The 25,237-nt window shown below is 73.2% G+C and carries 24 protein-coding genes; 12 read left to right on the forward strand and 12 right to left on the reverse strand.

All coding sequences use genetic code 11. From position 1 onward, the window contains the following. Nucleotides 1–140: 140 nt before the first annotated feature. A complete protein-coding gene (locus tag AB0G50_RS28315) occupies nt 141–1,814 on the forward strand; it encodes an ABC transporter ATP-binding protein (RefSeq protein ID WP_360114171.1) in 1,674 nt (557 codons plus the stop codon). Then, nucleotides 1,811–3,634, forward strand: a complete 1,824-nt coding sequence (locus tag AB0G50_RS28320) for an ABC transporter ATP-binding protein (RefSeq protein ID WP_360114174.1) — start codon at nt 1,811–1,813, stop codon at nt 3,632–3,634. Before AB0G50_RS28315 ends, AB0G50_RS28320 begins: the two co-directional genes overlap by 4 nt. Here the strand turns inward: AB0G50_RS28320 and AB0G50_RS28325 are convergent, their stop codons facing one another. Together AB0G50_RS28325 and AB0G50_RS28330 are read right to left on the reverse strand one after the other, a co-directional pair. Then, the gene (locus tag AB0G50_RS28325; RefSeq protein WP_360114177.1) at nt 3,635–4,225 is read right to left on the reverse strand and encodes a DUF2537 domain-containing protein; all 591 of its coding nucleotides are present in this window, start codon (nt 4,223–4,225) and stop codon (nt 3,635–3,637) included. Nucleotides 4,226–4,263: 38 nt separating this feature from the next. Continuing rightward, a complete protein-coding gene (locus AB0G50_RS28330; protein WP_360114180.1) occupies nt 4,264–5,040 on the reverse strand; it encodes an RNA methyltransferase in 777 nt (258 codons plus the stop codon). A gap of 205 nt (nt 5,041–5,245) precedes the next feature. On the opposite strand from AB0G50_RS28330, the gene AB0G50_RS28335 reads away from it, so the two are divergent. Then, nucleotides 5,246–6,742: a glutamate-cysteine ligase family protein gene (locus AB0G50_RS28335; protein ID WP_360114183.1), complete on the forward strand. Its 1,497-nt coding sequence runs from the start codon at nt 5,246–5,248 to the stop codon at nt 6,740–6,742. Nucleotides 6,743–6,749: 7 nt separating this feature from the next. Here AB0G50_RS28335 and AB0G50_RS28340 read toward each other — a convergent pair whose 3' ends face one another. Then, nucleotides 6,750–7,160 (reverse strand): hypothetical protein, encoded by a 411-nt coding sequence (locus tag AB0G50_RS28340; protein WP_360114186.1) that lies wholly within the window; start codon nt 7,158–7,160, stop codon nt 6,750–6,752. A gap of 4 nt (nt 7,161–7,164) precedes the next feature. After that, nucleotides 7,165–8,832 (reverse strand): ABC-F family ATP-binding cassette domain-containing protein, encoded by a 1,668-nt coding sequence (locus tag AB0G50_RS28345; RefSeq protein WP_360114189.1) that lies wholly within the window; start codon nt 8,830–8,832, stop codon nt 7,165–7,167. Nucleotides 8,833–8,879: 47 nt separating this feature from the next. Between AB0G50_RS28345 and AB0G50_RS28350 the strand changes: the two genes are divergently transcribed. Further along, nucleotides 8,880–9,509 (forward strand): superoxide dismutase, encoded by a 630-nt coding sequence (locus AB0G50_RS28350; protein WP_360114192.1) that lies wholly within the window; start codon nt 8,880–8,882, stop codon nt 9,507–9,509. A 143-nt stretch (nt 9,510–9,652) separates the two neighbouring features. Here AB0G50_RS28350 and AB0G50_RS28355 read toward each other — a convergent pair whose 3' ends face one another. The 4 genes from AB0G50_RS28355 to AB0G50_RS28370 are packed head-to-tail and all read right to left on the reverse strand — an operon-like array spanning nt 9,653 to nt 13,710. Further along, nucleotides 9,653–10,417: an ABC transporter permease gene (locus AB0G50_RS28355; RefSeq protein WP_360114195.1), complete on the reverse strand. Its 765-nt coding sequence runs from the start codon at nt 10,415–10,417 to the stop codon at nt 9,653–9,655. A 17-nt stretch (nt 10,418–10,434) separates the two neighbouring features. After that, a complete protein-coding gene (locus AB0G50_RS28360; protein ID WP_360114198.1) occupies nt 10,435–11,766 on the reverse strand; it encodes an MFS transporter in 1,332 nt (443 codons plus the stop codon). A gap of 4 nt (nt 11,767–11,770) precedes the next feature. Beyond that, nucleotides 11,771–12,202: a MarR family transcriptional regulator gene (locus tag AB0G50_RS28365; RefSeq protein ID WP_360114201.1), complete on the reverse strand. Its 432-nt coding sequence runs from the start codon at nt 12,200–12,202 to the stop codon at nt 11,771–11,773. 47 nt (nt 12,203–12,249) lie between these two features. Beyond that, complete coding sequence (locus AB0G50_RS28370; protein ID WP_360114203.1) at nt 12,250–13,710, reverse strand: NCS2 family permease; 1,461 nt, start codon at nt 13,708–13,710, stop codon at nt 12,250–12,252. A gap of 63 nt (nt 13,711–13,773) precedes the next feature. On the opposite strand from AB0G50_RS28370, the gene AB0G50_RS28375 reads away from it, so the two are divergent. Continuing rightward, nucleotides 13,774–14,034 (forward strand): DUF2530 domain-containing protein, encoded by a 261-nt coding sequence (locus AB0G50_RS28375; RefSeq protein WP_360114206.1) that lies wholly within the window; start codon nt 13,774–13,776, stop codon nt 14,032–14,034. A gap of 647 nt (nt 14,035–14,681) precedes the next feature. Here the strand turns inward: AB0G50_RS28375 and AB0G50_RS28380 are convergent. Both AB0G50_RS28380 and AB0G50_RS28385 read right to left on the reverse strand, forming a co-directional pair. Continuing rightward, on the reverse strand, nt 14,682–17,498 hold the full coding sequence (locus AB0G50_RS28380; RefSeq protein WP_360114209.1) for a hypothetical protein: 2,817 nt from the start codon (nt 17,496–17,498) through the stop codon (nt 14,682–14,684). Continuing rightward, nucleotides 17,495–18,292 carry a DUF3027 domain-containing protein gene (locus AB0G50_RS28385; RefSeq protein WP_360114212.1) on the reverse strand — a complete coding sequence of 266 codons (798 nt, stop codon included), beginning with the start codon at nt 18,290–18,292 and terminating at the stop codon, nt 17,495–17,497. The genes AB0G50_RS28380 and AB0G50_RS28385 overlap by 4 nt, the downstream gene beginning before the upstream one ends. A gap of 73 nt (nt 18,293–18,365) precedes the next feature. Here AB0G50_RS28385 and AB0G50_RS28390 point away from each other — a divergent pair, with 73 nt between their 5' ends. From AB0G50_RS28390 to AB0G50_RS28405, 4 genes are read left to right on the forward strand one after another with little or no spacing between them, the layout of a single operon-like run. After that, nucleotides 18,366–19,121 (forward strand): glutaminyl-peptide cyclotransferase, encoded by a 756-nt coding sequence (locus AB0G50_RS28390; protein ID WP_360114314.1) that lies wholly within the window; start codon nt 18,366–18,368, stop codon nt 19,119–19,121. Between the two features lie 18 nt (nt 19,122–19,139). Next, nucleotides 19,140–20,045: a pyridoxal-phosphate dependent enzyme gene (locus AB0G50_RS28395; protein ID WP_360114215.1), complete on the forward strand. Its 906-nt coding sequence runs from the start codon at nt 19,140–19,142 to the stop codon at nt 20,043–20,045. Between the two features lie 33 nt (nt 20,046–20,078). Further along, complete coding sequence (locus AB0G50_RS28400) at nt 20,079–21,575, forward strand: MFS transporter (RefSeq protein ID WP_360114218.1); 1,497 nt, start codon at nt 20,079–20,081, stop codon at nt 21,573–21,575. Between the two features lie 11 nt (nt 21,576–21,586). Further along, the gene (locus AB0G50_RS28405) at nt 21,587–22,039 is read left to right on the forward strand and encodes a DUF2771 family protein (protein ID WP_360114221.1); all 453 of its coding nucleotides are present in this window, start codon (nt 21,587–21,589) and stop codon (nt 22,037–22,039) included. 52 nt (nt 22,040–22,091) lie between these two features. On the opposite strand, the gene AB0G50_RS28410 is transcribed toward AB0G50_RS28405, so the two are convergent. Continuing rightward, nucleotides 22,092–22,478, reverse strand: coding sequence for a cold-shock protein (locus AB0G50_RS28410; protein WP_360114224.1), 387 nt, complete (start codon nt 22,476–22,478; stop codon nt 22,092–22,094). Nucleotides 22,479–22,604: 126 nt separating this feature from the next. Here AB0G50_RS28410 and AB0G50_RS28415 point away from each other — a divergent pair, with 126 nt between their 5' ends. Beyond that, nucleotides 22,605–22,796 carry a hypothetical protein gene (locus AB0G50_RS28415; protein ID WP_360114227.1) on the forward strand — a complete coding sequence of 64 codons (192 nt, stop codon included), beginning with the start codon at nt 22,605–22,607 and terminating at the stop codon, nt 22,794–22,796. Here the strand turns inward: AB0G50_RS28415 and AB0G50_RS28420 are convergent. Next, complete coding sequence (locus tag AB0G50_RS28420; protein ID WP_360114230.1) at nt 22,762–23,397, reverse strand: HAD hydrolase-like protein; 636 nt, start codon at nt 23,395–23,397, stop codon at nt 22,762–22,764. The genes AB0G50_RS28415 and AB0G50_RS28420 overlap by 35 nt on opposite strands. 60 nt (nt 23,398–23,457) lie before the next feature. On the opposite strand from AB0G50_RS28420, the gene AB0G50_RS28425 reads away from it, so the two are divergent. Then, on the forward strand, nt 23,458–23,997 hold the full coding sequence (locus AB0G50_RS28425) for a TetR family transcriptional regulator (RefSeq protein WP_360114233.1): 540 nt from the start codon (nt 23,458–23,460) through the stop codon (nt 23,995–23,997). A 33-nt stretch (nt 23,998–24,030) separates the two neighbouring features. Beyond that, a complete protein-coding gene (locus tag AB0G50_RS28430; protein ID WP_360114236.1) occupies nt 24,031–25,233 on the forward strand; it encodes an Nramp family divalent metal transporter in 1,203 nt (400 codons plus the stop codon). The last annotated feature ends 4 nt before the right edge of the window (nt 25,234–25,237 follow it).

Consider the following 25,237-nt stretch of genomic DNA (forward strand, 5'->3'; position numbering starts at 1 on the left):
GGCGACGGGTGGTTCTTCGTAACGTCGGGGTTGGACCTGAGGGGGCAATACTCGTGAAGGACCGAAGTACTTCCACGGCCGCGACACTGCGCCGGCTGTGGCCGTACCTGAAACCCGTCCGAATTCCGATCGTGCTGAGCATGACCGCGACCCTGCTCGCGATGCTCAGCGGTCTCGGCATCCCGCTGGCGACGCAGCGGATCGTGGACGGCCCGATCGCGCAGCGGGACCTCGGTCCCCTGCCGTGGCTGATCGGCCTCGTCCTCCTGCTCGGCCTGGCCGAGGCCGGGCTGTTCTACGCGCGCCGCAAGCTCATCGCCCGTCCCGCCGCCGAGGTCGAGGCGCGGATGCGCGAGGACATGTACGACCACCTACAGCGGTTGCAGGTGTCCTTCCACGACCGGTGGCAGTCCGGCCAGCTGCTGTCCCGCGCCACCACCGACCTGACCACCGTGCGCCGGTTCACCGCGTTCGCGCTGATCTTCCTGGTGGTGAACACGCTGATCGTGCTGACCGGCCTCGGCGTGCTGTTCTGGCTCTCGCCGGTGCTCGGCGCGGTGGCGCTGGCCTGCACGCTGCCGCTGGTGGTGCTGTCCTACCTGTTCGAGTCCCGGTTCAAGATCGTCGCGCGGCGGGCGCAGGACCAGTCCGGCGACCTGACCACCGTGGTCGAGGAGTCGGTGCTGGGCATCCGGGTGCTCAAGGCGTTCGGCCGCGGCCCGCACCTGACCAAGCGCTTCCTCCGGCTGGCCCGCGAGCTGCGCGACACCGAGCTCGCGAAGGTCCGGATCTTCGCGCTGCTGTGGGCGGTGCTGATCGTGCTGCCGGAACTGGGCATCGCGGGTCAGCTCGCGTTCGGCGCGCTGGGCATCTCGGCGGGCACGATCACCACCGGCACCGTGGTCGCGGCGCTCGCGGTGAGCGCCTACGTGCGCTGGCCGATCGACTCGATCGGGTGGCTGCTGGCCGAGATGAACCAGACCGCGTCGGCCGTCGAGCGGTTCTACGAGGTCATGGACGAGCCGGTGACGGTCACCCCGCCGGTCGCGCCCAGCGCGCTGCCGTCGCCGGTGCGCGGGCACGTGCGGTTCGAGGACGTGCGGTTCGCCCACCCCGGCTCCGACGAGGAGGTGCTGCGCGGCGTCGACCTGGACATCCGGCCGGGTGAGACGCTGGCGCTGGTCGGCGCGACCGGGTCGGGCAAGACCACGGTCACCGCGCTGGTGCCGAGGCTCGCCGACGTCACCGGCGGCCGGGTCACGATCGACGGCGTCGACGTGCGCGACCTGGACCTGGGCGAGCTGCGCCGGGTGGTCGGCACCGCGTTCGAGGAGCCGATCCTGTTCTCCGCGAGCGTCACGGAGAACGTGGCGCTGGGCAACCAGGCCGACGAGTCGCGGGTGCGCGAGGCGCTCACGGTCGCCAAGGCGGAGGACTTCGTGGACGCGCTGCCGTGGGGCCTGGACACCCGGATCGGCGAGCAGGGCCTGTCCCTGTCCGGTGGTCAGCGGCAGCGGCTGGCGCTGGCGCGCGCGGTCGCGGGCCACCCGGCGGTGCTGGTGCTGGACGACCCGCTGTCCGCGCTGGACGTGCACACCGAGGCCGAGGTGGAGGCCGCGCTGCGGCGGGTGCTCAAGGGCGTGACGGCGCTCGTGGTCGCGCACCGGCCGAGCACCGTGCAGCTGGCCGACCGGGTCGCGATGCTCGTGGACGGCCGGGTCGCGGCCATCGGCACGCACCGGGAGTTGTTGGCGCACAACGAGGAGTACCAGCAGCTGCTGTCCTCGCTCGACGACGAGGAGGTGGCGGCGTGACGGTCGCCGACGAGTCCTGGCGCGGTGTCGCGGCCGAGGACGTGGACGAGCTCGACCACCGGACGAGCCTGAAGCTCCAGGCCCGGTCGCGGCGGCTGCTGGGCTCGCTGCTGCGACCGCACCTGCGGGCGTCGGTGCTGGCGCTGCTGATCGTGCTCGGCGAGAACCTGGCCAACCTGGCCGGTCCGCTGGTCATCGCGGCCGCCATCGACCGGGGTGTGCCCGCGGCGCTCGACGGCCGGCCGGGCGTGCTCGCGTGGTGCGTCGGCGGGTACGCGGCGATCGGTTTCCTGGCCACGTTCTTCCGCTGGGCGTTCGTCCGGCTCAGCGGCCGGATCGGCCAGGACCTGCTGCTCGACCTGCGCGGCCGGATCTTCCGGCACGCGCAGCGGCTGTCCGTGTCGTTCCACGAGAAGTACACGTCCGGGAAGGTCATCGCCCGGATGACCAGCGACGTCGACTCGCTCCAGGACCTGCTCGAGGAGGGCCTGGACGGGTTCTTCACCGCGCTGCTGTCGCTGGTCGGCATCTCGGTCGTGCTGGTCGTGCTCGACCCGCCGCTGGCGTCGGTGGTGCTGTTCGGGTTCCTGCCGCTGCTGCTGCTCGTGCGGTGGTTCCGGCGGCGCTCGGCGAGCGCGTACCGGGGCACCCGCGGCGCGATCGCGAAGATCATCGTCCAGTTCGTGGAAACCATGAACGGGATCCGCGCGGTGCAGGCGTTCCGCCGCGAGCCGCGCAACCGGACCATCCTGACCGGCTTCAACGCCCAGTTCCGGGACGCCAACACCGACGCGCTCGGCGTGCTGGCCCGGTTCACCGCGTCGGTGCGGACCATCGGCAACGTCTCGCTCGCGGTCATCCTCGCGTGGGGCGCGTTCCGGGTGGCCGACGGGCAGTTGGAGCTCGGCGTGCTGGCCGCGTTCACGCTGTACGTGCGCCGGTTCTACGACCCGTTCGACGACATCGCGATGTTCACCAACTCCTACGCCTCGGCGACGGCGGCGCTGGAGAAGATCTCCGGGCTGCTGGAGGAGGAGCCGTCGGTGCCGGAGCCCGCGGACCCGACGCCGCTGCCCGACCCGCGCGGCCAGGTGCACTTCGACGGCGTGGAGTTCCGGTACCGGCCCGACACGCCGGTGGTGCTGCCGCGGTTCGACCTGCACGTGCCGGCGGGCCAGACGGTGGCGCTGGTCGGCACGACCGGCGCGGGCAAGTCGACGCTGGCGAAGCTGGTGGCCCGGTTCTACGACCCGACCGAGGGCGCGGTGCGGTTGGACGGCGTGGACCTGCGCGAGGTGGCCGACGTCGACCTGCGGCGCTCGATCGTGATGGTGACCCAGGAGAACTTCCTGTTCGACGGGTCGGTCGCGGACAACATCGCGCTCGGGCGGCCGTCGGCGACCAGGGCCGAGGTCGAGGCGGCGGCGGAGGCCGTGGGCGCGCACGGGTTCATCACCGCGCTGCCCGACGGCTACGACACCGACGTGCGCAAGCGCGGCGGGCGGCTGTCGGCCGGGCAGCGCCAGATCGTGGCGTTCGCCAGGGCGTTCCTGGCCGACCCGGCGGTGCTGGTGCTGGACGAGGCGACCTCCAGCCTCGACGTGCCGTCGGAGAAGCTGGTGCAGGGCGCGCTGGAGACCGTGCTGGCGGACCGGACCGCGTTCATCATCGCCCACCGGCTCTCGACCGTGCTGATCGCGGACCGGGTGCTCGTGGTCGACGGCGGCGAGGTCGTGGAGGACGGCTCGCCGGCGGACCTGATCGGCGACGAGGGCCGGTTCGCGACCCTGCACTCGGCCTGGCGCGATTCGCTCGCCTAGCTACAGCAGGGTCGTGATCAGCGCGAACCAGGCGAGGAGGACACCGGCCACGACGCCGTAGGCGACCCAGCGCCACACCGGCACCGAGCGGGCGAGCCAGACCGACGGCGCGATGCCGCCGACCACGAGCACGTTCGCCAGCAGGGCCAGCCACCGGCTGGTCTCGCCGAGGCCGAGCGACAGCGTCACGACCATGAACGTCACGACGGCGGCGGAGAACACGCTGACCGTCAACCCGGTGCCCCAGGGGGTCGGCTCGTCGGCCTCCCGGGGCGCCGCCGGTTCGCCGGCCGGTTCGGGCTCGGGCGCGTCGACCACGATCAGCTCGCCGGTGACCGGGTCGGCGAACGCGACGGGCCTGCCCATGTCCGCGGCCAGCCGCACCGCGAGTTGCCGGCCGCGGCTGGTGACGAGCGACGCGCCGTCCCACTCCTGTTCGGACCGACCCACCGCCTCGGCGACCTTGGCCCACTCGTGCAGCGCGTCGGCGAGACCGGCGCCGAGCGGCAGCGTGTGCGGATCGACCTCCCGCTCACCCTCGTCGTCGCGGCCGGCGAGCACCGCCCGGCCGTCCTGGACCCGCAGTTCCACGAGACGCCCTCCTCTTCTCCGGGGAGAAAGTAGCGTGTTCAGGTGATCGCGTAGAAGGCCACGGCGGCCGCTGTCGCCACGTTCAGTGAATCCACGCCCGCCGCCATCGGGATCTTGACGGCCACGTCGGCGGCCGCGATGGCCTCGTCGGTGAGCCCCGGACCCTCCGAGCCGAGCAGCAGCGCGACCTTCGCGCCGCGCAGCCCGGCGTCGGCGAGGTTGCGCGCATCCGCCCTCGGCGTCATCGCCACGGTGGTGAACCCGTTGTCCCGCACCACGTCCAGGTCGCGCGGCCAGTCCTCGAGGGTGGTGAACGGCACCCGCAGCACGTGACCCATGGACACCCGGACGCTGCGCCGGTACAGCGGGTCGCTGCACCCCGGGCCGAGCAGCACTCCGTCGACGCCGAGCGCGGCGGCGTTGCGGAAGATCGAGCCGAGGTTCTCGTGGTCGCCGACGCCCTCCAGCACCGCGACGCGCCGGGCGCCCGCGAGCAGGTCGGCGAGGGCGGGCCGCGGCGCGCGGTCGGCGGCCGCGAGCACGCCCCGGTTCAGGTGGAACCCGACCACCTCCGCCATCACCTCGGCGGAGGTCACGTACGCGGGCGCGTCGAGGTCGCCGAGCGCCTCCACGCGGCGGCGCACGCCCAGCAGCGCGCGCACCGGGTAGGGGCTCGCGAGCAGCCGCTCGACCACCACCACCCCCTCGGCGATCACCAGGCCGCGACCGCCGGGGCGGTCCGGGCGGCGGTCCGCGGTCGACAGGTCGCGGAAGTCGTCGAGCCTGGGGTCCGCCGGGTCGTCGATCTCGATCACGCGGGCAGTGTCCCACTTTCCGTCAGGTGAACGGCGCTCGTAGCCCAAGGGGTCGAACCGCAAGCCTCCCACCAGCGGATTCTCGCTGATTGTTACTGCTATGTGACAGAGAGCACCGATTTGGACGCTTCCTCACCGGAGGTCGCTGTGTCACGGTTGGCCTCCGCTGAGCCCGCCGGAGCAGCCCGAACAAAGGGGAGGCGGCATGGGTAGGGATGTGTCCGTTCGGACGTTCACCAGGGAGGACCGCCGGCGCTACCGCGAGCGGGTGCAGCGGTGTCTCGACGCGCTGGGGACCATGTTGGCCGAGGACAGCTTCTCGTTCCCCAGACAGCAGATGGGCCTGGAGATCGAGCTGAACCTGGTCGACGCCGCGTACCGGCCCGCGATGGCCAACGCGGAGGTGCTGGAGAAGATCGGCGACCCGTCGTTCACGCTGGAACTGGGTCAGCACAACCTGGAGGTCAACGTCCCTCCGCGCGAGCTGGCCGGCAACGAGACGCTCGACCTGGAGCGCGAACTCCGGTCGACGCTGGCCTCCGCGGACGACAAGGCGCACGACGCGGGCACGTCGATCGTGATGATCGGGGTGCTGCCGACGTTGCGGCAGGAGCACTTCGACCGCCGGTGGCTGTCCGCGCTGCCGCGCTACGCGCTGCTCAACGACCAGCTGTTCGCCGAACGCGGCGAGGGGGCCGTGCTGTCCATGGAGGGCTCGCCGTTCGGCGGCCGCCCGCCGGAGAAGCTGTCCTCCTACTCGGAGTCGATCCTGCCCGAGGCCGCGTGCACGTCGGTCCAGCTGCACCTCCAGGTCGCGCCGGAGGACTTCGCCTCGCACTGGAACGTGGCGCAGGCGCTGGCCGGCGTGCAGGTGGCGATCGCGGCCAACTCGCCGTTCCTGCTGGGACGCGCGCTGTGGCACGAGACCCGCGTGCCGCTGTTCCTCCAGGCGACCGACACCCGGCCGCAGGAGCTGAAGAACCAGGGCGTCCGGCCGCGGGTGTGGTTCGGCGAGCGGTGGATCACCTCGATCTTCGACCTGTTCGAGGAGAACGTGCGCTACTTCCCCGCGCTGCTGCCGGAAACCGGCGACGAGGACCCGTTGGACGTGCTGGGCGCGGGCGGCACGCCGTCGCTCGAGGAATTGCGCCTGCACAACGGGACGGTGTGGCGCTGGAACCGCCCGGTGTACGACGTGGTGGACGGGGTGCCGCACCTGCGGGTGGAGAACCGGGTGCTGCCGGCCGGGCCGACGGTGCTCGACATGATGGCGAACGCGGCGTTCTTCTACGGCGCGCAGCGGGCGCTCACCACCCTCGACCGTCCACTGTGGACGCAGATGTCGTTCCAGGCGGCGGAGGAGAACCTGTACGCGGGCTCCCGGCACGGGATGGGCGCCCAGCTGTACTGGCCGGGCATCGGCTGGATCCCGCCGGACGAACTCGTGCTGCGGCGGCTGCTCCCGTTGGCGCACGAGGGTTTGGAGGCGTGCGGCGTCTCGTCGTCCGCGCGCGACCGGTACCTGGGCGTCATCGAGGCCCGCTGCCTCGCCCGCCGCACCGGGTCGGTGTGGCAGCGCGAAACGGTGCTGCTGCTGGAGTCCAAGGGCCTGTCGCGGGACGCGGCCCTCGCGGAGATGCTCGCCCGCTACCTGGAGTTGATGCACACCGGCGAGCCGGGGCACACCTGGCCCGTGGAGTAGCGGCGGCCTAGCGGCGCCGACCGGCCTTCAGGGGGGCCACGTCGGCGCCGTCGTGGCTGCTGCGGCACTCCTCCGGCGTCACCGCCTCCACCGCGAGGGTCAGCATGCCCTTCACCCCGGTGTAGATGCTCTCCCCCGCCGACGCCAACGACGTGTGCACGCGGTTGGAGTCGGAGAAGTCGCGGTCGTCCTTGGTCCGCTTCTTGCCCGCCTCCTCCGGCTTGGTGGCGCTGCGGAGGTTGACCTCCAGCCACGCGGCCACCTCGGCCGGGGTGGTCAGGACCTCTTCCGGGGTCCGTTCCAGGCGTTCGGCGCGCGGGGAGGCGTGGTCCAGCGACGTGTGCTCGACGTAGGCGTGCCAGTGGGTGTTGCGCAGCGACCACGTCTGCTCGACCGGCCAGTCCTCCTCGGTGCCCATGGACCTATCTTGCCAGGGTCGTCACGTCCAGCGCGTGGTCCACCCCCACCGCGTCGGCGAGCCGGCGGTCGTGGGTGACCAGCAGCAGGGTGCCCTCGTAGGTCTCCAGGGCCTGCTCGAGCTGTTCGATCGCCGCCACGTCCAGGTGGTTGGTCGGCTCGTCCAGCACCAGGCACGTGGTGCCGCGCGCCTGAAGCACCGCGAGGCCCGCGCGCGTCCGCTCTCCCGGCGACAGCGTCCGCGCAGGTCGCAGCACGGCGTCCGACCCGACCCGGAACTTGGCCAGGAGCGTGCGCGCGTCGACGTCGGACAACCCGGTGGCGGCGGTGACGACCTCCAGCGGGCTCGCGTCGACCGCGAAGTCGGCCCGGATCTGGTCGACCCGTCCCACCACGACGGACGAGCCCTCGGTGCGGGTTCCCGACTCCAGCGGCAGTTCGCCGAGCAGCGCGCCGAGCAGGGTCGACTTGCCGGACCCGTTCGGACCGGTCAGCCGCCACCGCTCGCCCGCGCCGACGGTCAGGCTCACCGGGCCCAGCGTGACGTCGCCCCGGCGCACCACCGCGTCCCGCAGCGTGAAGGCGATCCGACTGCCCCGTCCGGCCGAGGGCAGGGTGAGCCGCAGCTCCCACGCCTCGCGCGGTTCCTCGACCTCCTCCAGCCGCTCCAACTGACGGTCCACAGTGGACGCCCGGGTCGCGGTGTTCTCGGCGCCCTGCTTGCGCCAGGCCTTGATCGACTTGTCCGGCTCGTCGGACTTCGCGTTGCGCCGCACGCCCGCGCGCGACCACTCGCGGGTCCGCCGGGACCGGGCGACGAGCGAATCCCGTTTCGCGGCATAGGTTTCGTACGCCTCGCGGGCCTGCCGGCCCGCCACCTCGCGCTCGGCGACGTAGGCGTCCCAGCCGCCGCCGAACACGGTGACCGCGTGGGTGAACTCGTCCAGCTCGGCGATCGCGGTGGTCGTGCGGGCCAGGAACTCGCGGTCGTGGCTGACCAGCACGACCGCCGCCGGGCTCGCCGTCACGTGCGCCTCCAGCAGCGCGAGCCCGGCCAGGTCGAGGTCGTTGGTCGGCTCGTCCAGCAGCAGCACGTCGGCGCGCGTCAGCAGCACCGACGCCAACCGCAGCCGGGCCGACTGGCCGCCGGACAGCTCGTCCGCGCCGCGCCGGTCCAGCAGGTCGGCGGGCAGTCCGAGCCGGTCGCACACCGCGTCCGCGCGCTCCTCGAAGTCCGCCGCGCCGGCCGCCGTCCACTCCTCGAACGCGGTGGCGTAGCGGTCCTCGGCGCCGGGCCCGCCGGACGCCAGGTCCTCGACGGCCCGGTCGAACCGCTCGACCGCCGCGGCCACGCCGGTGCGGCGCAGCAGGTGCCCGCGCACCGACTCGCCCTGCCGGACGTCCGTCTCCTGGGTGAGGAACGCGGTGCTCCCACGCACCGAGACCGTGCCCTCGTCCGGTGGCAGCACCCCGGCGAGCACGCGCAGCAGGGTCGACTTGCCGACCCCGTTCGGCGCGACCAGGCCCACCCGCTCACCAGGGGAAACGTCGAGGTCCACGGCCGCGAGCACGAGCCTGCGGCCGAACGAGAGCGAAATTCCGCGAGCGGTCAGCACATTCCCGATGGTGACAAAAACCTCGGTGATCGGCACCCGGGTTTCCGCGTCACCCACCTGCCAGTAAGTTGCAACTACCAGAGGCTTGCAACGAGGAGAACGCCATGGGCCAGTACGTGCTGCCGGACCTCGACTACGACTACGCCGACCTGGAGCCGGCGATCATCGGCGAGATCAACGAGCTGCACCACAGCAAGCACCACGCGGCCTACGTCAAGGGCGCCAACGACACGATCGAGCAGATCGCCGAGGCGCGCGACAAGGACTCGTTCGGGTCGATCGTGGGCCTGGAGACGACGCTGGCGTTCCACCTGGCGGGTCACGCGCTGCACCAGGTGTGGTGGAAGAACCTGTCCCCGAACGGCGGCGACAAGCCAGTCGGCGAGCTGGCCGCGGCGGTGGACGAGCACTTCGGCTCGTTCGACAAGTTCCGCGCGCAGCTGACCGCCGCGTCGTCCACGATCCAGGGCTCGGGCTGGGGCGTGCTCGCGTGGGAGCCGGTGGGTCAGCGGCTGATCACCCAGCAGCTCAAGGACCACCACTCCAACCTGTCGATCGCGACCACGCCGCTGCTGGTCTTCGACATCTGGGAGCACGCGTACTACCTCCAGTACCGCAACCTCAAGGCGGACTACATCTCCGCCCTGTGGAACGTCGTGGACTGGACCGACGTGAACGCCCGCTTCGAGGCGGCGCGCGCCGGGCAGAACGGGCTCCAGCTGCCCGCGCGGTAACCCTTCAGGACTCGGTGGTGGATGCTCCGACAAGCTTCCGGCCACCGGACACGACGAGGCCCCGACACCCGGCGGTACGACCGGGAGGCGGGGCCTCGTCTGTTCCCGAACTGACTGCCGCTCCCACCACGAAGCGACGAGACTTAGGTTAGCCTAAGCTCGCCTCCTTGGGAAGGGCGGCGGACGAAACCGCGGGCGACGAGTTCCACGACCACCACGATCGCGACCGCCTCCACCGCGAGCAACCCCAGCAGCACGACCAGTTGCAGCGCCCCCGCCTGCCACACCGGCGCGCCGCCCAGCAGCATCCCGACGAACGCGCCCGGCAGCGTGACCAGCCCGACCGTGCGGGTCTGGTCCAGCGCGGGCAGCAGCGCCTCGGCCGCGGGCGCCCGCACCAGCTCCCGGACCGCCACGTCCTCGGCGAACCCGAGCGCGAGCGCGGCCTCGTACTCGCCGTGCCGGCTGTGCAGGGTGTCCAGGACGCGGCGCACGGACAGCGTGGTCGCGGTCATCGCGCCGCCGATCAGGATCCCGCCCACCGGCACCAGCGCGATGCCCGTGACCGGCACCGACCCGGTCAGCACCAGCACGGCCAGGGCGGGCGCCGTGCCCGCCAGGATCGCCGCGCCGACCCACGCTCCGCGCCGGCCGGTCTTCGTGCGGGCGGCCGACGTTCCGGTCGCGACACCGGCCATGAGCAGCAGGAACGCCACCGTCGACGGGAGGGACGCGAGCACCGCGGTGATCACCGCGGAGACCAGGGCGAGTTGCAGTGCGGCCCGCAGCGCGGCCCGGACGACCGGTGTCGGCGAACTCAACCCGCCCCACCGCACCACCGCGCCCGCCACGACGGTGAACAGCACGCACACGACCAGCAGCCGGACCCAGTCCGTCGCGATGACCACGGGGTCGATTCTGCGGGTCAGCGCACCCGCTTGCGCAGACCGAGGCGGTAGGTCGGCAGTGCGAACCCGCCGCGCCTGGCCAGCACGAACCCGCCGACCAGCGCCGCCACGATGGACACCACCCCGCCCGCGACCAGCGGCGCGCGTGCGGTGAAGTGCTCGGCGAGCCAGCCCATCACCGGACCGCCGAGCGGGTTGCCGCCCAGGAAGACCAGCATGTACAGGCCCATCACCCGGCCGCGCATGGCCGGTGTCACGGCCAGCTGCACGGTCGCGTTGGCGGTGGTCGTGAAGGTCATCATCGCGATGCCCACCGGGATCAGCACCACCCCGACCAGCCAGATCGACGGCATCAGCCCGGCCACGATCTCCAGCACCCCGAACCCGAGGGCGCCGAAGATCAGCAGCCGCAGCCGCGGTCTGCCCTTGGCGCTGCGGCGGGCGGCCAGCGTGGCGCCGGCCAGCGTGCCGATCGCGATCATGGTGGACAGCAGCCCGTAGGCGTCGGCCTCGCCGTGGAACGTGTTGCGCGCCAGCACGGCCAGCGTGACGTAGAAGTTCAGCCCGAACGTGCTGATGAAGAACACCAGGCAGAGCAGGATCACCAGGTCCGGGCGCTTGCGCACGTACCGCAGGCCCTCGCGCAGCTGCCCCTTCTCCCGGGGCACGGGCTCGCCCCGGTGCAGCGCGGCGGGGTTCATCAGCACCAGGCCGAGGATGACCGCGGCGAAGCTGACCGCGTTGACCAGGAACACCCAGCCGGTGCTGCCCAGCCACACGATCATGCCGCCGGCCACCGCCGGTCCGACCATCCGGGCGAGGTTGAACGTCATCGAGTTCAGCGCCACGGCGTTGGTCAGCTGGTCGCGGCCCACCATCTCGACCACGAACGACTGGCGCACCGGCGTCTCCACGGCCGCGACCGCGCCGAGCAGGAAGCACAGCAGGTAGACGTGCCACAGCTCGGCGACGCCGGTGACGTCGAGCAGGCCGAGCACCAGCGCGCACAGCCCGAGCCCGGTCTCCAGGACGAGCAGCAGCCTGCGCTTGTCCATCCGGTCGGCGAGCACGCCCGCCCACAGCGACAGGAACAGCGTGGGCGCGAACTGGAGGGCCGCGGCGACGCCGAGCGCGACGGGCGAGCCGTCGGAGAGCTCCAGGACCAGCCAGTCCTGCGCCACCCGCTGCATCCACAGGCCGACCAGCGAGACGACCTGGCCGGAGGCGTAGAGGCGGTAGTTGCGGACCCGGAGCGAGCCGAACATGCCGGAGCGCTCCGGTTTCGGCGGGGGTAGCGCTGTAGTGCGATCGAGCCGATCGGCCTCTCCACCACCCGCGTACGCCGGCACCGTGTTACTGCCCCGCCATCCTGTCGATTATCTCCGAGGCGCGCGAGAGCACGCCCCGTTCCTCCGGTGTCAGCTCGGCCAACCGCTCGTCCAGCCAGGCCTCGCGGGCCGACACCTCTTCGTTGATGTAGCTCAACCCGGCGTCGCTCAGCTCCACGATGGCCTGCCGGCCGTCGGTGGGGTGCGGGCGCCTGGTCGCGTAGCCGTACTCCTCCAGCGCCGAGATCACCCTGGTCATCGACGGGGGCTGGACGCCTTCCCTGGCGGCCAGCTCGCCCGGCGTCAGCGGTCCGCACTTGTGCAGCGTGGACAGCGCGGACACCTGGGTGAGCGAGATCGTGGAGTGGATCCGCTGCGCGCGGAGCCTGCGGTTCAGCCGGACGACGGCCAGCCGCAACCGGCTCGCCAACGCCTGCTCCGCCTCGTTCTCCGCCACATGGTTAGCATACCTCACGATATGATCGGGCGTTCGTGTGAAGTCGACTACCCGAACAGCGCCCGGATCGGGCCGATCGCGAAGTACACGACGAACGCCGCCGCCACCACCCACATCAGCGGGTGCACACCGCGCGCCCGGCCGGTGAGCGCGCGCAGCACCACGTAGCTCACGAAGCCCGCGCCGATGCCGTTGGCGATCGAGTAGGTGAACGGCATGACCACGATCGTGAGGAACGCGGGAAGCCCGATCGAGAAGTCGGTGAAGTCGATCTCCCGGACCTGGACGATCATCAGCGCGCCGACCACCACCAGCGCCGGCGCGGCGGCCTCGACCGGCACCACCTGGTAGAGCGGCGTGAGGAACATGGCCGCGAGGAACAGCAGGCCGGTGACGACGTTGGCCAATCCCGTGCGCGCGCCCTCGGCGATGCCGGACGCGGACTCCACGAACACCGTGTTGGACGACGCCGAGGCCGCGCCGCCCGCGATCGCGCCGACGCCGTCCACGAACAGGGCCTTGCCGACGCCGGGCAGTTGGCCGTCCGCGCCGATCAACCCCGCCTCCTTGCCCAGGCCGGTCATGGTGCCGACGGTGTCGAAGAAGTCCGTGAGCACCAGGGTGAACACGAGCAGCGCGGCGGTGAGCGCCGGCACCCGCGTCCAGGCGCCGAACGACACCTCGCCCAGCAGCGAGAGGTCGGGCAGGCCGAGGACGTGCTCGGGCAGCGCCGGGTAGCCGAGGTTCCACCCGCCGGGGTCCACCCCCTTCGACGGGCCGACCTTCGCGATCGCCTCGACCACGATCGCCAGCACGGTCGTCGCCAGCACGCCGATCAGGATCGCGCCCTTGACCCGCCGTGCGACGAGCACGCCGAGCAGCACCAGGCCGACCACGAACACGAACGTGGGCCAGGACGCGATCGAGCCGCCGATGCCCAGTCCGACCGGGACGGTGGTCTTCGCGGCGTCCGGCACGCGGCGCACGAAACCCGCGTCGACCAGGCCGATGAAGCAGATGAACAACCCGATGCCGACCGCGATGGCGGCCTTGAGCTCGCTCGGCACCGCGTTGAACACGGCGGTGCGGACACCCGTGACCACGAGCAGCAGTACGACCAACCCGTTGACCACGACCAGGCCCATGGCCTCCGGCCACGTCATCTGCGGCGCGATGGTGACCGCGAGGAACGAGTTGATGCCCAGGCCGGTGGCGAGGGCGAACGGGTAGTTCGCCACGAGTCCGAACAGGATCGTCATGACGCCCGCGACCAGCGCCGTGACGGCGGCGACCTGGTCCACCGGCAGGATCCCGCCGAGCACGTCCTTCTTGGCGCCCGCGTCGTCGGCCGCGAAACTGCCGATGATCAGCGGGTTCAGCACCACGATGTAGGCCATGGTCACGAACGTGACGAGCCCGCCCCGCACCTCGCGAGCCACGGACGACCCGCGCTCGGAAATCCGGAAGAACCCGTCGACGCCCGACCGCGACGGTGTGCCGGTGGCCATGCCCTCTCCCTCTCCTCGTGGTTCGACGCGACCGTCCCGCCCACCGCCGGGTAGCCTGCCGACGTGCCGGAACAGCCCCACCTACCGCCCCCGCCGCCCCTACCGAAGACCCTGACCGACCCGGTCCCGGCCATCGTGGGCGGCACGGCGCTGTGGTTCGCAGCCTTCCTGGTCGTCCTCGTGTTCGCACGGGACGACACGACCCTGCTGTTCACCACCCTCGCCGGCGGCCTCCTGGGCCTGATCGGCTACTCGATCTTCCGCTGGCAACAGGCCGCCTCCCGCCGCGGCTCCAAAACCGCCCAGCAGGGCCTCACCGACTGACCCGGTCTGCCGGGAGCCACGCGGGTTCGGGCAGAGGTTCGGCCGCGGGTTCGGGCCGCGGGGTTCGGCCGCGGATCCGGTACGGGGTGGACGCGGGTTCGGGATGCCGGAGCGGGGAACCCGGGACGCCCACGGCGGTCGACCCGCCGAAACTGTCGGTGCCCTGTGGGAAAATGGACTCGGGGGCCGGAGGCCACGCACCCGCAGGCCGGAGTCCGGAGTCGCGCGGTCGAGCAGGCCGAGTGGGTGAGCCGCGACGACCAGGCCGACCGCACGGGCGGATCGGCGCCCGGTCCGCGAGGGCGAGCAAGCCACACGGGCAGGTCGGGTCCGGCCCGCAGCACCTCGACCCGGCAGCGCGAGCGCCGGCAGGTCGGGGTTCGGCCCGCAGTCCGCCGACTCGGCAGCGCGGGCACCGACAGGTCGCAGTTCGGCCCGCAGTCCGCCAACCCCACGGCACGGGCACCGGCAGGTTGCAGTTCGGCCCGCAGTCCGCCAACCCGGCAGCGCGAGCACCGGCAGGTCGGCATTCGGCCCGCCGCCCCCTCCGACCCCGGCGGCGCGAGCGCCGGCAGGTCGGTGGGCACACCCGCCGGCGGTCGGACCGGCGGCGCGAGCGCGGGCAGGTCGGTGGGCGAAGCCGGTCGTCAGGCCAGCAGCACCGTCGGGGTCGGGTCGGTGATCAGGGCCGCGAAGGTGTGGCGGTCCGGCCAGCGGTCGGTCGTCCAGGCCAGGGCGCGGGCCAGGCCCTCCGGGGTGTCCGCGGCGTGGACGACGTCCTCGGCGACCCACCACGAGACCTCGTGGGTCTCGTCGTCGGAGTCCACCTCCAGCACGTCGTGCACGACCACGGTGCCCGGCGGCAGGTCGACGCCCAGCAGGTCGCACGCCAGCCGCACCGCGCCCAGCTCGGACCAGACCACGTCGTCGCCCTCGCCGACCACCTCGCCCGCCACCTCCTCCGAGGCGAGCGGCAGGGCCAGCAGTTCGGCCAGGTCGGAGGCCGCGCCCGAGGACGCCAGCACGGCCGACGCGGGCAGCACGCCCAGCAGCCACGGCCGGTCCAGCACCACCACGTCGTCCGCCGGCACGGCCTCGCCGGTCAGCACCCTCACCCGGTCGGGTGGTTCCACGTTCACCTGGTCGGCCACCTCGGCCACCGCGGCGTGCACCCGGAGCACCAGCGCGTCGGACAGCGGCCGGGACGAGCCGAGCCGGGCCAGCAGGTCGGCCACGTCCTCCTCGTCCAGCACCGACAACTCGGTCCGCACCCCGCACGCGGCCAGCACGTGCGGCTCCAACCCCACGTCCGGCACCACGTCGTAGAGGCCCTCGAGGTCCGTCGCCGACGGCAGCCGCCACGCGCCCAGCGGCACGCCCTCGACCGTCGCGTACCGCGCGAGCCACCAGGACGTGTACCCGTCCGGCTCGGTCACCGCGCGCCACACCTCCGGCGAGGAGGCCATCATCGCGAGCGCCGCCGGCCACCGGTCCCGGGCCACGAGGTCCAGGTCCCGGATGCCGACCACCCGCGAGGGCGGCACCTCGGCCGCGTCCCACCAGTAGCCCTCGTCGGCGAGGTCGTGGTCCGGCTCGGTCGGCGCGTCGTCCACCACCACGGTGAACCCGTCGATCACGCCGACGTCGACCAGCACCGACCGCGGCCACGCCGAGGCGAACGACGACGACAGCACCCCGACCGGCGCGTCCGGCTCCAGCACGGTCAGCAGCGCCGAGTCCGGCAGCGCCAGCTCGTCGGCGCGCCGCCACTCGCCGGCGGAGTCGGGCAGCGCCAACGCGCCGAGCCACGGCCGGGAACCCGCGCGGGACACCAGTTCCAGCACCGACGCGGCCAGCTCCGCGCCGTCGACCGACGGGTCGTCCAGGCTGTGCCGGACGGCCTCGCGCACCGCGTCGGAGTCCAGCAGCTCACCCGGACCGGCCTCGACCGCGCCCAGCCGCAGCAGCAGCGGGTGCGCCGCCTCGGGGTGCGCGATCCGCAACCCCGGGAAGTCCACCGACGCGGCCAGGTACACCCCGCGCGGGCTGCTCACCAGCCGGCCGTCGGCCAGCGGCACGGGCAGCGAGCCCATCTCCTCGCGCGCCGAGGAGTCCACGTCCGCCAACGGCTCCAGCGCCGCGTACACCTCGCGCCACCACGACGGGTCGCCGCCGACGCCGGCCAGCGACGTCACCACCTCGGACACCGTCATCCGGGGAACTTCCAGCGCCGCCAACGCCTTCGCGTGCGCGGGCAGGGTCAGCTCGTAGTCGAGCAGACCGGGCACCACGTCCTCCAGCAGCTCGACCAGCTCCTCGACCGGCGCGTCGAGCACCCGCGCGCCGACCGGCGAGGCCCAGTCGCCCGAGGCCATCGGCAGCCAGGAGGCGGACCGCAGCGCGGCCAGCACGCCGGCCCGCAGTCGATCGTCCACTTCGGACAGCGGGAACCCGGGCAGCGGCACCAGGGAGGTCCGCTCCACGGCGGGCAGCCCGGTCACCAGCTCGGGGTAGGCCGCGCAGGCCCGCTCCAGCACGTACGACGCGGCGGGCCCGACCAGCACCCGGCGCCGGGACGGCTCGACGGGCAGCGTCGCGATCAGCCGCGCGGGCAGGGACAGCTTCTCGTCGGTCGGCGTCGGCGCGTGCAGCACGTCGCCGGTCAGCGGACCGTCCAGCGGGTACGCCCAACACACCGTCCACTGTGGACGGGACTCGACGCCCTGCACCAGTGCCGCGGGCAGCTCGCCGGAGGTCCGGCGGACCAGCCACCGGTGCTCGCCGCCCGGACCGGTCAGCACCACCACGTCGCCGTCGACGGCGCGTTCCCACACCTGGTCGCCGACCTCGACGCGGCGCAGCCCGGGCAGGGCCAGCAGCAGGTCGGGCACCTGGTCGGCGAACTCGGCCAGCAGGGCCGCGCCGTCGACCTTCAGCGGCAGCCGCACCTCGGTGTCGAACCCGGCGGGCAGGTCGGCCTCGTCGGTCGGCCACACCAGGCGCAGCACCGGCACGTCGCCACCGCGCTCGGCGGCCAGTTCCGGCACCAGGGACCGGGTGCGGGACGCGGAGAACAGCACGCCGCCGGAGGTGGAGACCACGCGCGGCGCGTCGGTCACCGCCAGCACGGCCGCGAAGCCGACGCCGAACTGGCCGACCGTGTCGGCGGACTTGGCCGACGCGCGCAGCGACGCCAGCGCCGCGACACCGTCCGCGGTCAGCGGCGCGCCGGTGTTCGCGGCCCGCAGCTCACCGTCCACAAGGGACACCCGCAGCACGCCGGGCTCGGCGCCCGCCGCGTCCGAGGCGTTCTGGGCCAGCTCGACCAGCAGCCGGTCGCGGTACCCGCCGAGCCGCAGGTCCTCCTCGGCGTTGGCGTCCTCGCGGAACCGGGTGGGCGAACCGCGCCACGCGGCGAGCACCGACTCCCGCAGGACCTCGGTACCGAACGGGTCCCGGCTCACTCTGCGGGACCGGCCGCGGACGCCGCGGGCACGGAGACCTCGTTCGCCTCGACGTCGAGTTGCGCGTCGTCGTAGACCACGTCCGCGACGGGCACCGCCGAACCGCCCTCGATCGCGACCTCCGAGTGCGCGCCGCAGCCGTACTCGACGTGCACCACGTGCCCGTCGGCGGGCGTCATCTCGTTGCCGCACACGCCGAACGCCGCGCCGAGCGAGCCCGCGACGCGGAGGTAGAAGCCGCAGGTGCCACACCGGGCGGGCGCGCTGCGGGCCATGTCGCTGCGCGGGCCGAAGTCGCCGCCGTGCCACCGGTGCGCCGCGTCGAGCACGCCCTCGCGGGACAGCACGCGCACCCGGCCGAGCCCGATCTCCAGCGCGACCTCCTCGACCGCCGGATCGTCGGAGCCCGCGTAGCCGGGCACCAGCCGCGGGTCGTCGGCGGGCGCGGGCAGCAGGTCGCCGACGCCGAGGTCGCCCGCGCGGACCCGCTCGTGCCAGGGCACCCAGTCGGGCGCGACGAGCGCGTCGTCACCGGGCAGCAGCACGACCTCGCTCACCGAGGGCGCCGTGCCCTCGCCCGCGAACGCGAGCGTCACGGCCCAGTTCCAGCCGCGGTAGCCCGCGTGGTCGGCGAGGAACAGGTGGGTGACCGAAGCGTCGTCCTCGGCACGCACTCCCACGTGGTCGCCCACGGGTTCCTGGCCTGCTTCCTGCTGCGCGGCGGCACGCGCGAGCTGGACGGCCGCGGGGTCCGCGAGCACGGGCTGGGGCTGCTGGGTCGGCGTTGCGGTCACGGGATGGATTGTGCCGCACGTCCACCCGACCGCGCGCACACGTGCCACCCTTTCGGACGTGCGCGTGTTCGCGATGGTGCCGCTCCTCGTCCTGTCGGCCTGCGCGGGCGACCCGGCTCCCCCGCCGGCGTCCCCGTCGGCGACCGCGCTGCGCCCGGAGGTGGTGGGCAGCGCGCCGCACGACCCGACGGCGTTCACCGAGGGGCTGGAACTCCACGACGGGGTGCTCTACGAGGGCACCGGCCTGGAGGGGCAGTCGTCGCTGCGCGCGGTCGACCCGGCGACCGGCGCCGTGCGGCGGCGGGTGGACCTGCCCGCGCCGCTGTTCGGCGAGGGCGTCACCGTGGTCGGCGACCGGGTCTGGCAGCTGACCTGGCGGGACGGGATCGCGTTCGAGCGGGACCGCGCGTCGCTGGCCGAGGTGAGGCGGGTCACCTACCGGGGCGAGGGCTGGGGCCTGTGCCACGACGACGCGCGGCTGGTGATGAGCGACGGGTCGGCGCGGTTGACCTTCCGCGACACCACCACGTTCGAGGCCACCGGCTCGGTCGACGTCACGCGCGACGGCACGCCGGTGACGCAGCTCAACGAGCTGGAGTGCGTCGGCGGGCAGGTGTGGGCGAACGTGTGGCAGACCGACGAGATCGTCCGGATCGATCCCGCGTCGGGTCGGGTGACCGCGAGCGCGGACCTGTCGTCGCTGCGGCCCGCGGGGGTGCCGGCGACCGACGTGCTCAACGGGATCGCCGCGGTGCCCGGCTCGGAGGAGTTCCTGGTGACCGGCAAGAACTGGCCGACGGTGTTCCGGGTCCGGTTCGTCCCGGCCTGAGGTCCTACCGTGGCGGTCGTGGACATCAGCTTGGCGAACATCGCCCGCGCCGCGACGGCGATCGACCCGGTCTTCCGGGACACCCCGCAGTACTTCGACGAGCAGCTGTGCGCGGCGCTGGGCAGGCGGGTGCTGGTGAAGGTGGAGACCGCGAACCCGTTGCGCAGCTTCAAGGGCCGCGGCGCGGACCACCTGCTCGGCGCGGTCGCGGCCGGTACGCGGCTGGTGTGCGCGTCGGCGGGCAACTTCGGCCAGGCGATCGCCTACGCGGCCCGCGGCCGCGACGTGCCGGTCGAGGTGTTCGTGTCGACGGCCGCGGTGCCGGACAAGATCACCCGGATGCGGGCGTTCGGCGCGACCGTGGTCGAGGTGCCCGGCGACTTCTCCGCGGCCAAGGCGGCGGCCCGGGCGCACGCCGAGGCGACCGGCGCGCGGTTCGTGGAGGACGGTCGGGACGTGGCGATCACCGAGGGCGCGGGCACGATCGGCGTCGAGCTGCTGCGCGCCGGGGTGGCGCTGGACGCGGTCGTGCTGCCGGTCGGCGACGGCGCGCTGATCACCGGCGTGGCCCGGTGGCTGCGGGAGCACTCGCCGACCACCCGGGTGGTGGGGGTGTGCGCGGCCGGCGCGCCCGCGGTGGCCAGGGCGTGGCGGGGCGAGCCGGTCGGCGACGGGCCGGTGGACACCATCGCCGACGGCATCGCGGTGCGCACCCCGGTGCCCGAGGCCGTCCCCCGATTGCGTGCACTCGTGGACGACGTGGTGCTGGTGGACGACGACGCGATCCGGGCCGCGGCCGCGCTCGCGCACCGGGTGTTGGGGCTGGTGCTGGAGCCGGCGGGCGCGGTCGGGCTGGCCGGCATCGCCGCGCACGACCTTCCGGGTGAAACCCTCGCGACCGTGCTCACCGGGAGCAATGTCTGAGACAGGCGTGGCCTGGTGAGGCAGGATTGGGGGGTGACGCCCCCTCGGCCGGATGACCAGTCGCGGCGGTACCCGTGGGAGGACGACGAGTACCGGCCGCGCGCCCGTCCGCGCGCCGACGAGGCCCCGACCGGCCCCGTGCGGGTGCCGCCCAAGCAGACCACGCCGTTGCCCCACACGGCCGCGCCGTCGATGCCCCGCAAGCTCACCGTGACCCGGGTCGCGCTGTACCGGACGAGGCAGCTGGGCGGCCAGGCGGTGACGGCGTTCAAGCGGGCCGCGCACGCCGACGGCGCCAAGCAGTCCGGCCTGTCGTCGCTGACCTACTCGGTGATGATGAACTACGCGGCCGACGCCGCGATGGCCGTCGCGCTGGCGAACACGCTGTTCTTCTCCGCGGCCACCGGGGAGAGCAAGAGCAAGGTCGCGCTCTACCTGTTGATCACGGTCGCGCCGTTCGCGCTGGTCGCGCCGGTGATCGGGCCGGCGCTGGACCGCATCCAGCACGGCAGGCGGTGGGCGCTCGCCGCCTCGTGCGTGCTGCGGGTGGTGCTGTCGATCGTGATGGCGGTGAACTTCGACAACTGGGGCCTGTACCCGGCGGCGCTGGGCTCGATGGTGCTGTCCAAGTCGTTCACCGTGCTCAAGTCCGCGATCACCCCGCGCGTGCTGCCGCGGGAGATCACGCTGTCCAGGACCAACGCCCGGATGACGGTGTTCGGGCTGGCCGCGGGCGGGGTGTTCGGCGCGGTCGCGGCCGGGTTCGCCAACCTGTTCGGCTCGCCCGGCGCGCTGTGGTTCACCGCGGTGCTGTGCCTGGTCAACGGGTGGTTGTGCCTGCGGATCCCGGCGTGGGTCGAGGTCACCGAGGGCGAGGTGCCGACGTCGCTGCGGGCACGGCCGAAGCGGGCGAGGCAGCCGCTGGGTCGCACGGTGGTGGTGTCGCTGTGGGCCAACGGCTCGATCCGGATGCTGACCGGGTTCCTGATGCTGTTCGCGGCGTTCGTGGTGCGCGCGCAGACCGAGGGCGAGCCGGTGCTGCAACTGCTGCTGCTGGGCGTGATCGCGGCCGCGGCGGGTGTCGGCAGCTTCCTCGGGAACGTGGTCGGCGCGCGGCTGCACTTCGGGTCGCCGGACCAGGTCGTGTTCGGCTGCCTGATCGGCGCGCTCGCGTCGTGCGTGCTGGCGGCGGTGCTGCCGGGCCTCGCGACGGCGGCCGCGGTCGGGCTGGTCGGCGCGACCGCGTCGGCGCTGGCCAAGGTGTCGCTGGACGCGGTGATCCAGGACGACCTGCCCGAGGAGTCGCGGGCGTCGGCGTTCGGCCGGTCGGAGACGATCCTCCAGCTGGGCTGGGTGTTCGGCGGCGCGATCGGCGTGCTGCTGCCCACCGAGTACTGGATCGGGTTCACCGTGCTGTCGGCGCTGCTGGCGCTCGGCCTGACCCAGACGATCATGACCGCGCGCGGCGGTTCGCTGATACCGGGCCTCGGCGGCGACCGCCCCCTCCGGGCCTCCGCGGTGACCACGTAGGCTCGCTGTCCGTGCGCCGCCTGCTGCCCGTGCTGGTCCTGCTGTTGGCCGGCTGTTCCGCGCCCGCCCCACCGGCGGTGACCTTCTACGCCGACGGTCACGCCGTCGACGCGACACCGACCCTGTACTGCGACGTGAAGTCGGAGAACTGCGCCGAGGACGCCGCCGCCGAGACCACGCTGGCGGTCCGCCCGGGCTACCCGGTGCAGATCTCGGTGCCCGGCGACGTCGCGGACTCCGCGTGGGCGGTGAACGTGCTGTACGCCTCCGAGGGCAGGCAGCAGGTCATGCGCTCGCCGGTGTTCACCCCGGCGGAGGTGAAGCACGCCTACACGCTGACCCTGCCGGGCAAGTCCGACCAGGTGGTCCGGGTCGAGGTGCAGCAGTTCGGCACCCGCATCGAGAGCAACGGCGACGGCGTCGACTTCGTGGCGCGCGGCATCTGGGTGCTCAACGCCGGTTAGCGCTCCGGCGCGGGTGGGCCCGCGGTCCGCGAGCCCACCGCCACTTCCGGTCCTACGGGTCCAGTTCCCTGGCCACGGCGCGGACGACCTCGGCGACCAGCTTCGTGTTTCTGCGGTCCGGGTAGCGCCCGCGGCGCAGGTCGGGTTGGACCTTCAGCTCGAGCAGCTTGATCATGTCCTCGACCAGGCCGTGCAGTTCCTCGGCCGGGCGACGACGCGCCTCGGCCACGGACGGGGCCGGGTCGATCAGCCGGACCGACAGGGCCTGGGGACCCCGCCTGCCCTCGGCCATGCCGAACTCGATCCGCTGACCGGCTTTGAGGCCCTCGACACCCGGGGGAAGTGCGGACTTGCGCACGTAGACGTCCTCGCCACCGTCCTGCGTGACGAAGCCGAAGCCCTTCTCCGAGTCGTACCACTTGACCTTGCCGGTCGGCACTTCGCCTCACCAATCCTTCGGAAATCACGACGAACGCGCCCCGGGGCGTGCCCAGGACGCGTCCCACCAGACTATCCAGAACACCACCGCCGAGGCACCTCCGATCGCGCGACTACGCTCACCCGCATGACGACCTCGAAACTGATGCCGACCGCGGTGGTCCTGTTCGCGCTCGGCGTGGTGGCGATCGTCGCGATGTTCGTCGCCGGCTCCGGCGGGCTGCCCCCGTGGGTGTTCGCCGCCGGGTGGCTGCTCGCGCCGGTCGGGCTCGCCGTCGGCGTGCTCAGCGTGGTGCGGGACTCGAAGCGCCGGCGCTGAACGTCCCCCGCAGCCACGCGGGGAACTCCTCCAGGCTCGTCAGCACCACGTCCGCGCCCTCCGCGAGGAGTTCGGCCGCGCTGCACGGCCCGCTCTCCACGCCGACCGCCAGCGCGCCCGCGGCCTTCGCGCCGCGCACGTCGCCGACGTGGTCGCCCACGTACACCGCCGCGTCGTGCGCCTTGAGCGCCTCGGCCTTGCCGGTCGACCACAGCTCGCCGAACAGGTGGTCCACCTCCCAGCCGAGCGCGGCCAGGTGCAGGGCCGCGTTGGCCCGGTACTTGCCGGTGACGACGACCGTCGTGCCGCCGAGGTCGCGCACCGCGGCCAGCGCCTCCGCCGCGCCGGGCAGCGCCACGGTCGCCGGGATCACGATCCGCGGGTACAGCGCGCGGAACCGGGCCACCAGGTCGGGCACGTCCTCCTCGGGCACGCCGAACGACCGGTAGACCATGTCCAGCGGCGGGCCGAGGTTGTTCGCGAAGTGCTCGCCGTCGAGCGGGTAGCCGGACTCCGCGGCCACCGCGGCCATCACCGCGGCCATGCCGGGACGGGGGTCGATCAGGGTCATGTCGAGGTCGAATCCCACGGTCGGCGGCACGGGTCCCACCTTAAAACCCCGGCGGTCGGAACCGATCCGGTCGCGTGCCAAGCTGTGGCCGTGACGGAACTCACCCGGTCGTTGCTCGACGCCGCCGCCGGACTGGTCGCGTCGCACGGCGCGCGGGGACTGCGGATGGCCGACGTCGCCACGAGGGCCGGGGTGAGCAGGCAGACCGTCTACAACGAGTTCGGCAACAAGGACCGGCTCGTGCAGGCCGTGACGCTGCACAAGGCCGCCGAGTTCGCCGACGGGATGCGGGTGCGGCTGGCCGCCGAGGCGGACCCGGCGCGCGGGCTGCGGGAGGCGTTCGAGTACGTGTTCGCCCTGGCGGACAGCGATCCCATGGCCCGCGCGGTGCTGACCGGGGCGAACTCCGGCGACATGCTGCCGATGGTGACCACGCAGGGGTTGCCGGTGCTGCTGCTGGTCACCGACGTGCTCCAGGAGCACCTCGCCCCGCGGCTGCCGGACCTGCCGGAGGCACGGGTGCGGCTGGTCGCCGAGACCACGACCCGGATCGCGCTGAGCCACCTGCTCACCCCGTGCGGCGACGGGTTGGCGGCGGTCGTGGCGGTCGCGGTGGCCCTGCTCGCGTGAGCCTGTTGCCAGTCTCTGGCAACATCTCCGGCCGTGACGGTCCTGGAGCGGGTGCGATCGGGCGCGGCGCTGCTCGGACCGGCGTTCGTCGCGGCCATCGCCTACGTCGACCCCGGGAACGTGGCGACCAACACCGCGGCCGGCGCCCGGTACGGGTACCTGCTGGTGTGGGTGCTCGTCGCGGCGAACGTGATGGCGGGCCTGGTGCAGTACCTGTCGGCCAAACTCGGCCTGGTGACCGGGAAGTCGCTGCCCGAGGCGGTGCGCGACCGGCTGCCCCGCCGGGGACGGCTGGCGTACTGGGCGCAGGCGGAGGTGGTCGCGATGGCCACCGACCTCGCCGAGGTGCTGGGCGGCGCGATCGCGCTGAACCTGCTGTTCGGCCTGCCGCTGCTGCTCGGCGGCGTGGTCACCGGCGCGGTGTCGACGGTGCTGCTGCTGGTGCAGGACCGGCGCGGGCAGCGGCCGTTCGAGCGGGTGATCACCGGGCTGCTCCTGGTGGTCGCGATCGGGTTCGCGGCCGGGCTCGTCGTGGCGCCGCCGTCCGGCGCGGTGGTCGGCGGGCTGGTGCCGCGGTTCGCGGGCCCGGACAGCGTGCTGCTGGCGGCCGGGATGCTCGGCGCGACCGTGATGCCGCACGCGGTGTACCTGCACTCGGCGCTGACCCGGGACCGGCACGGCCGGGCGCCGCACCTGCTGCGGTCCACGCGGGTGGACGTGGTGGTCGCGATGGTGCTCGCGGGCGCGGTGAACCTGGCGATGCTGCTGCTCGCGGCGTCCGCGCTGGGCGGGCGGTCCGACGTGGACACCCTGGAGGGCGTGCACGCGGCCATCGGGCAGCAGTTGGGCGGCGGTGTCGCGGTGCTGTTCGCGATCGGACTGCTGGCGTCCGGGTTCGCCTCGACCGCCGTCGGCTGCTACTCCGGCGCGGTGGTGCTGGACGGGTTGCTGCGCCGGAGGATCCCGTTGACCACCAGGAGACTCGTCACACTCGTGCCCGCGCTCGTGGTGCTCGCGCTGGGCGTGGACCCGACGCTCGCGCTGGTGCTGTCGCAGGTCGTGCTGTCGTTCGGGATCCCGTTCGCGCTGGTGCCGCTGGTGTGGCTGACCGCGCGGCGGTCGGTGCTCGGCGCGCACGCGAACCACCGGGCGACGACGGTCGCGGCGGTGCTGGTGGCCGCGGCGGTGATCGCGCTGAACGGCGCGCTGGTCTGGTTGACCGTCGCCGGCGGGTGAGGCC

The organism is Actinosynnema sp. NPDC020468 (genome assembly GCF_040642015.1).
Taxonomy (GTDB): Bacteria; Actinomycetota; Actinomycetes; order Mycobacteriales; family Pseudonocardiaceae; genus Actinosynnema.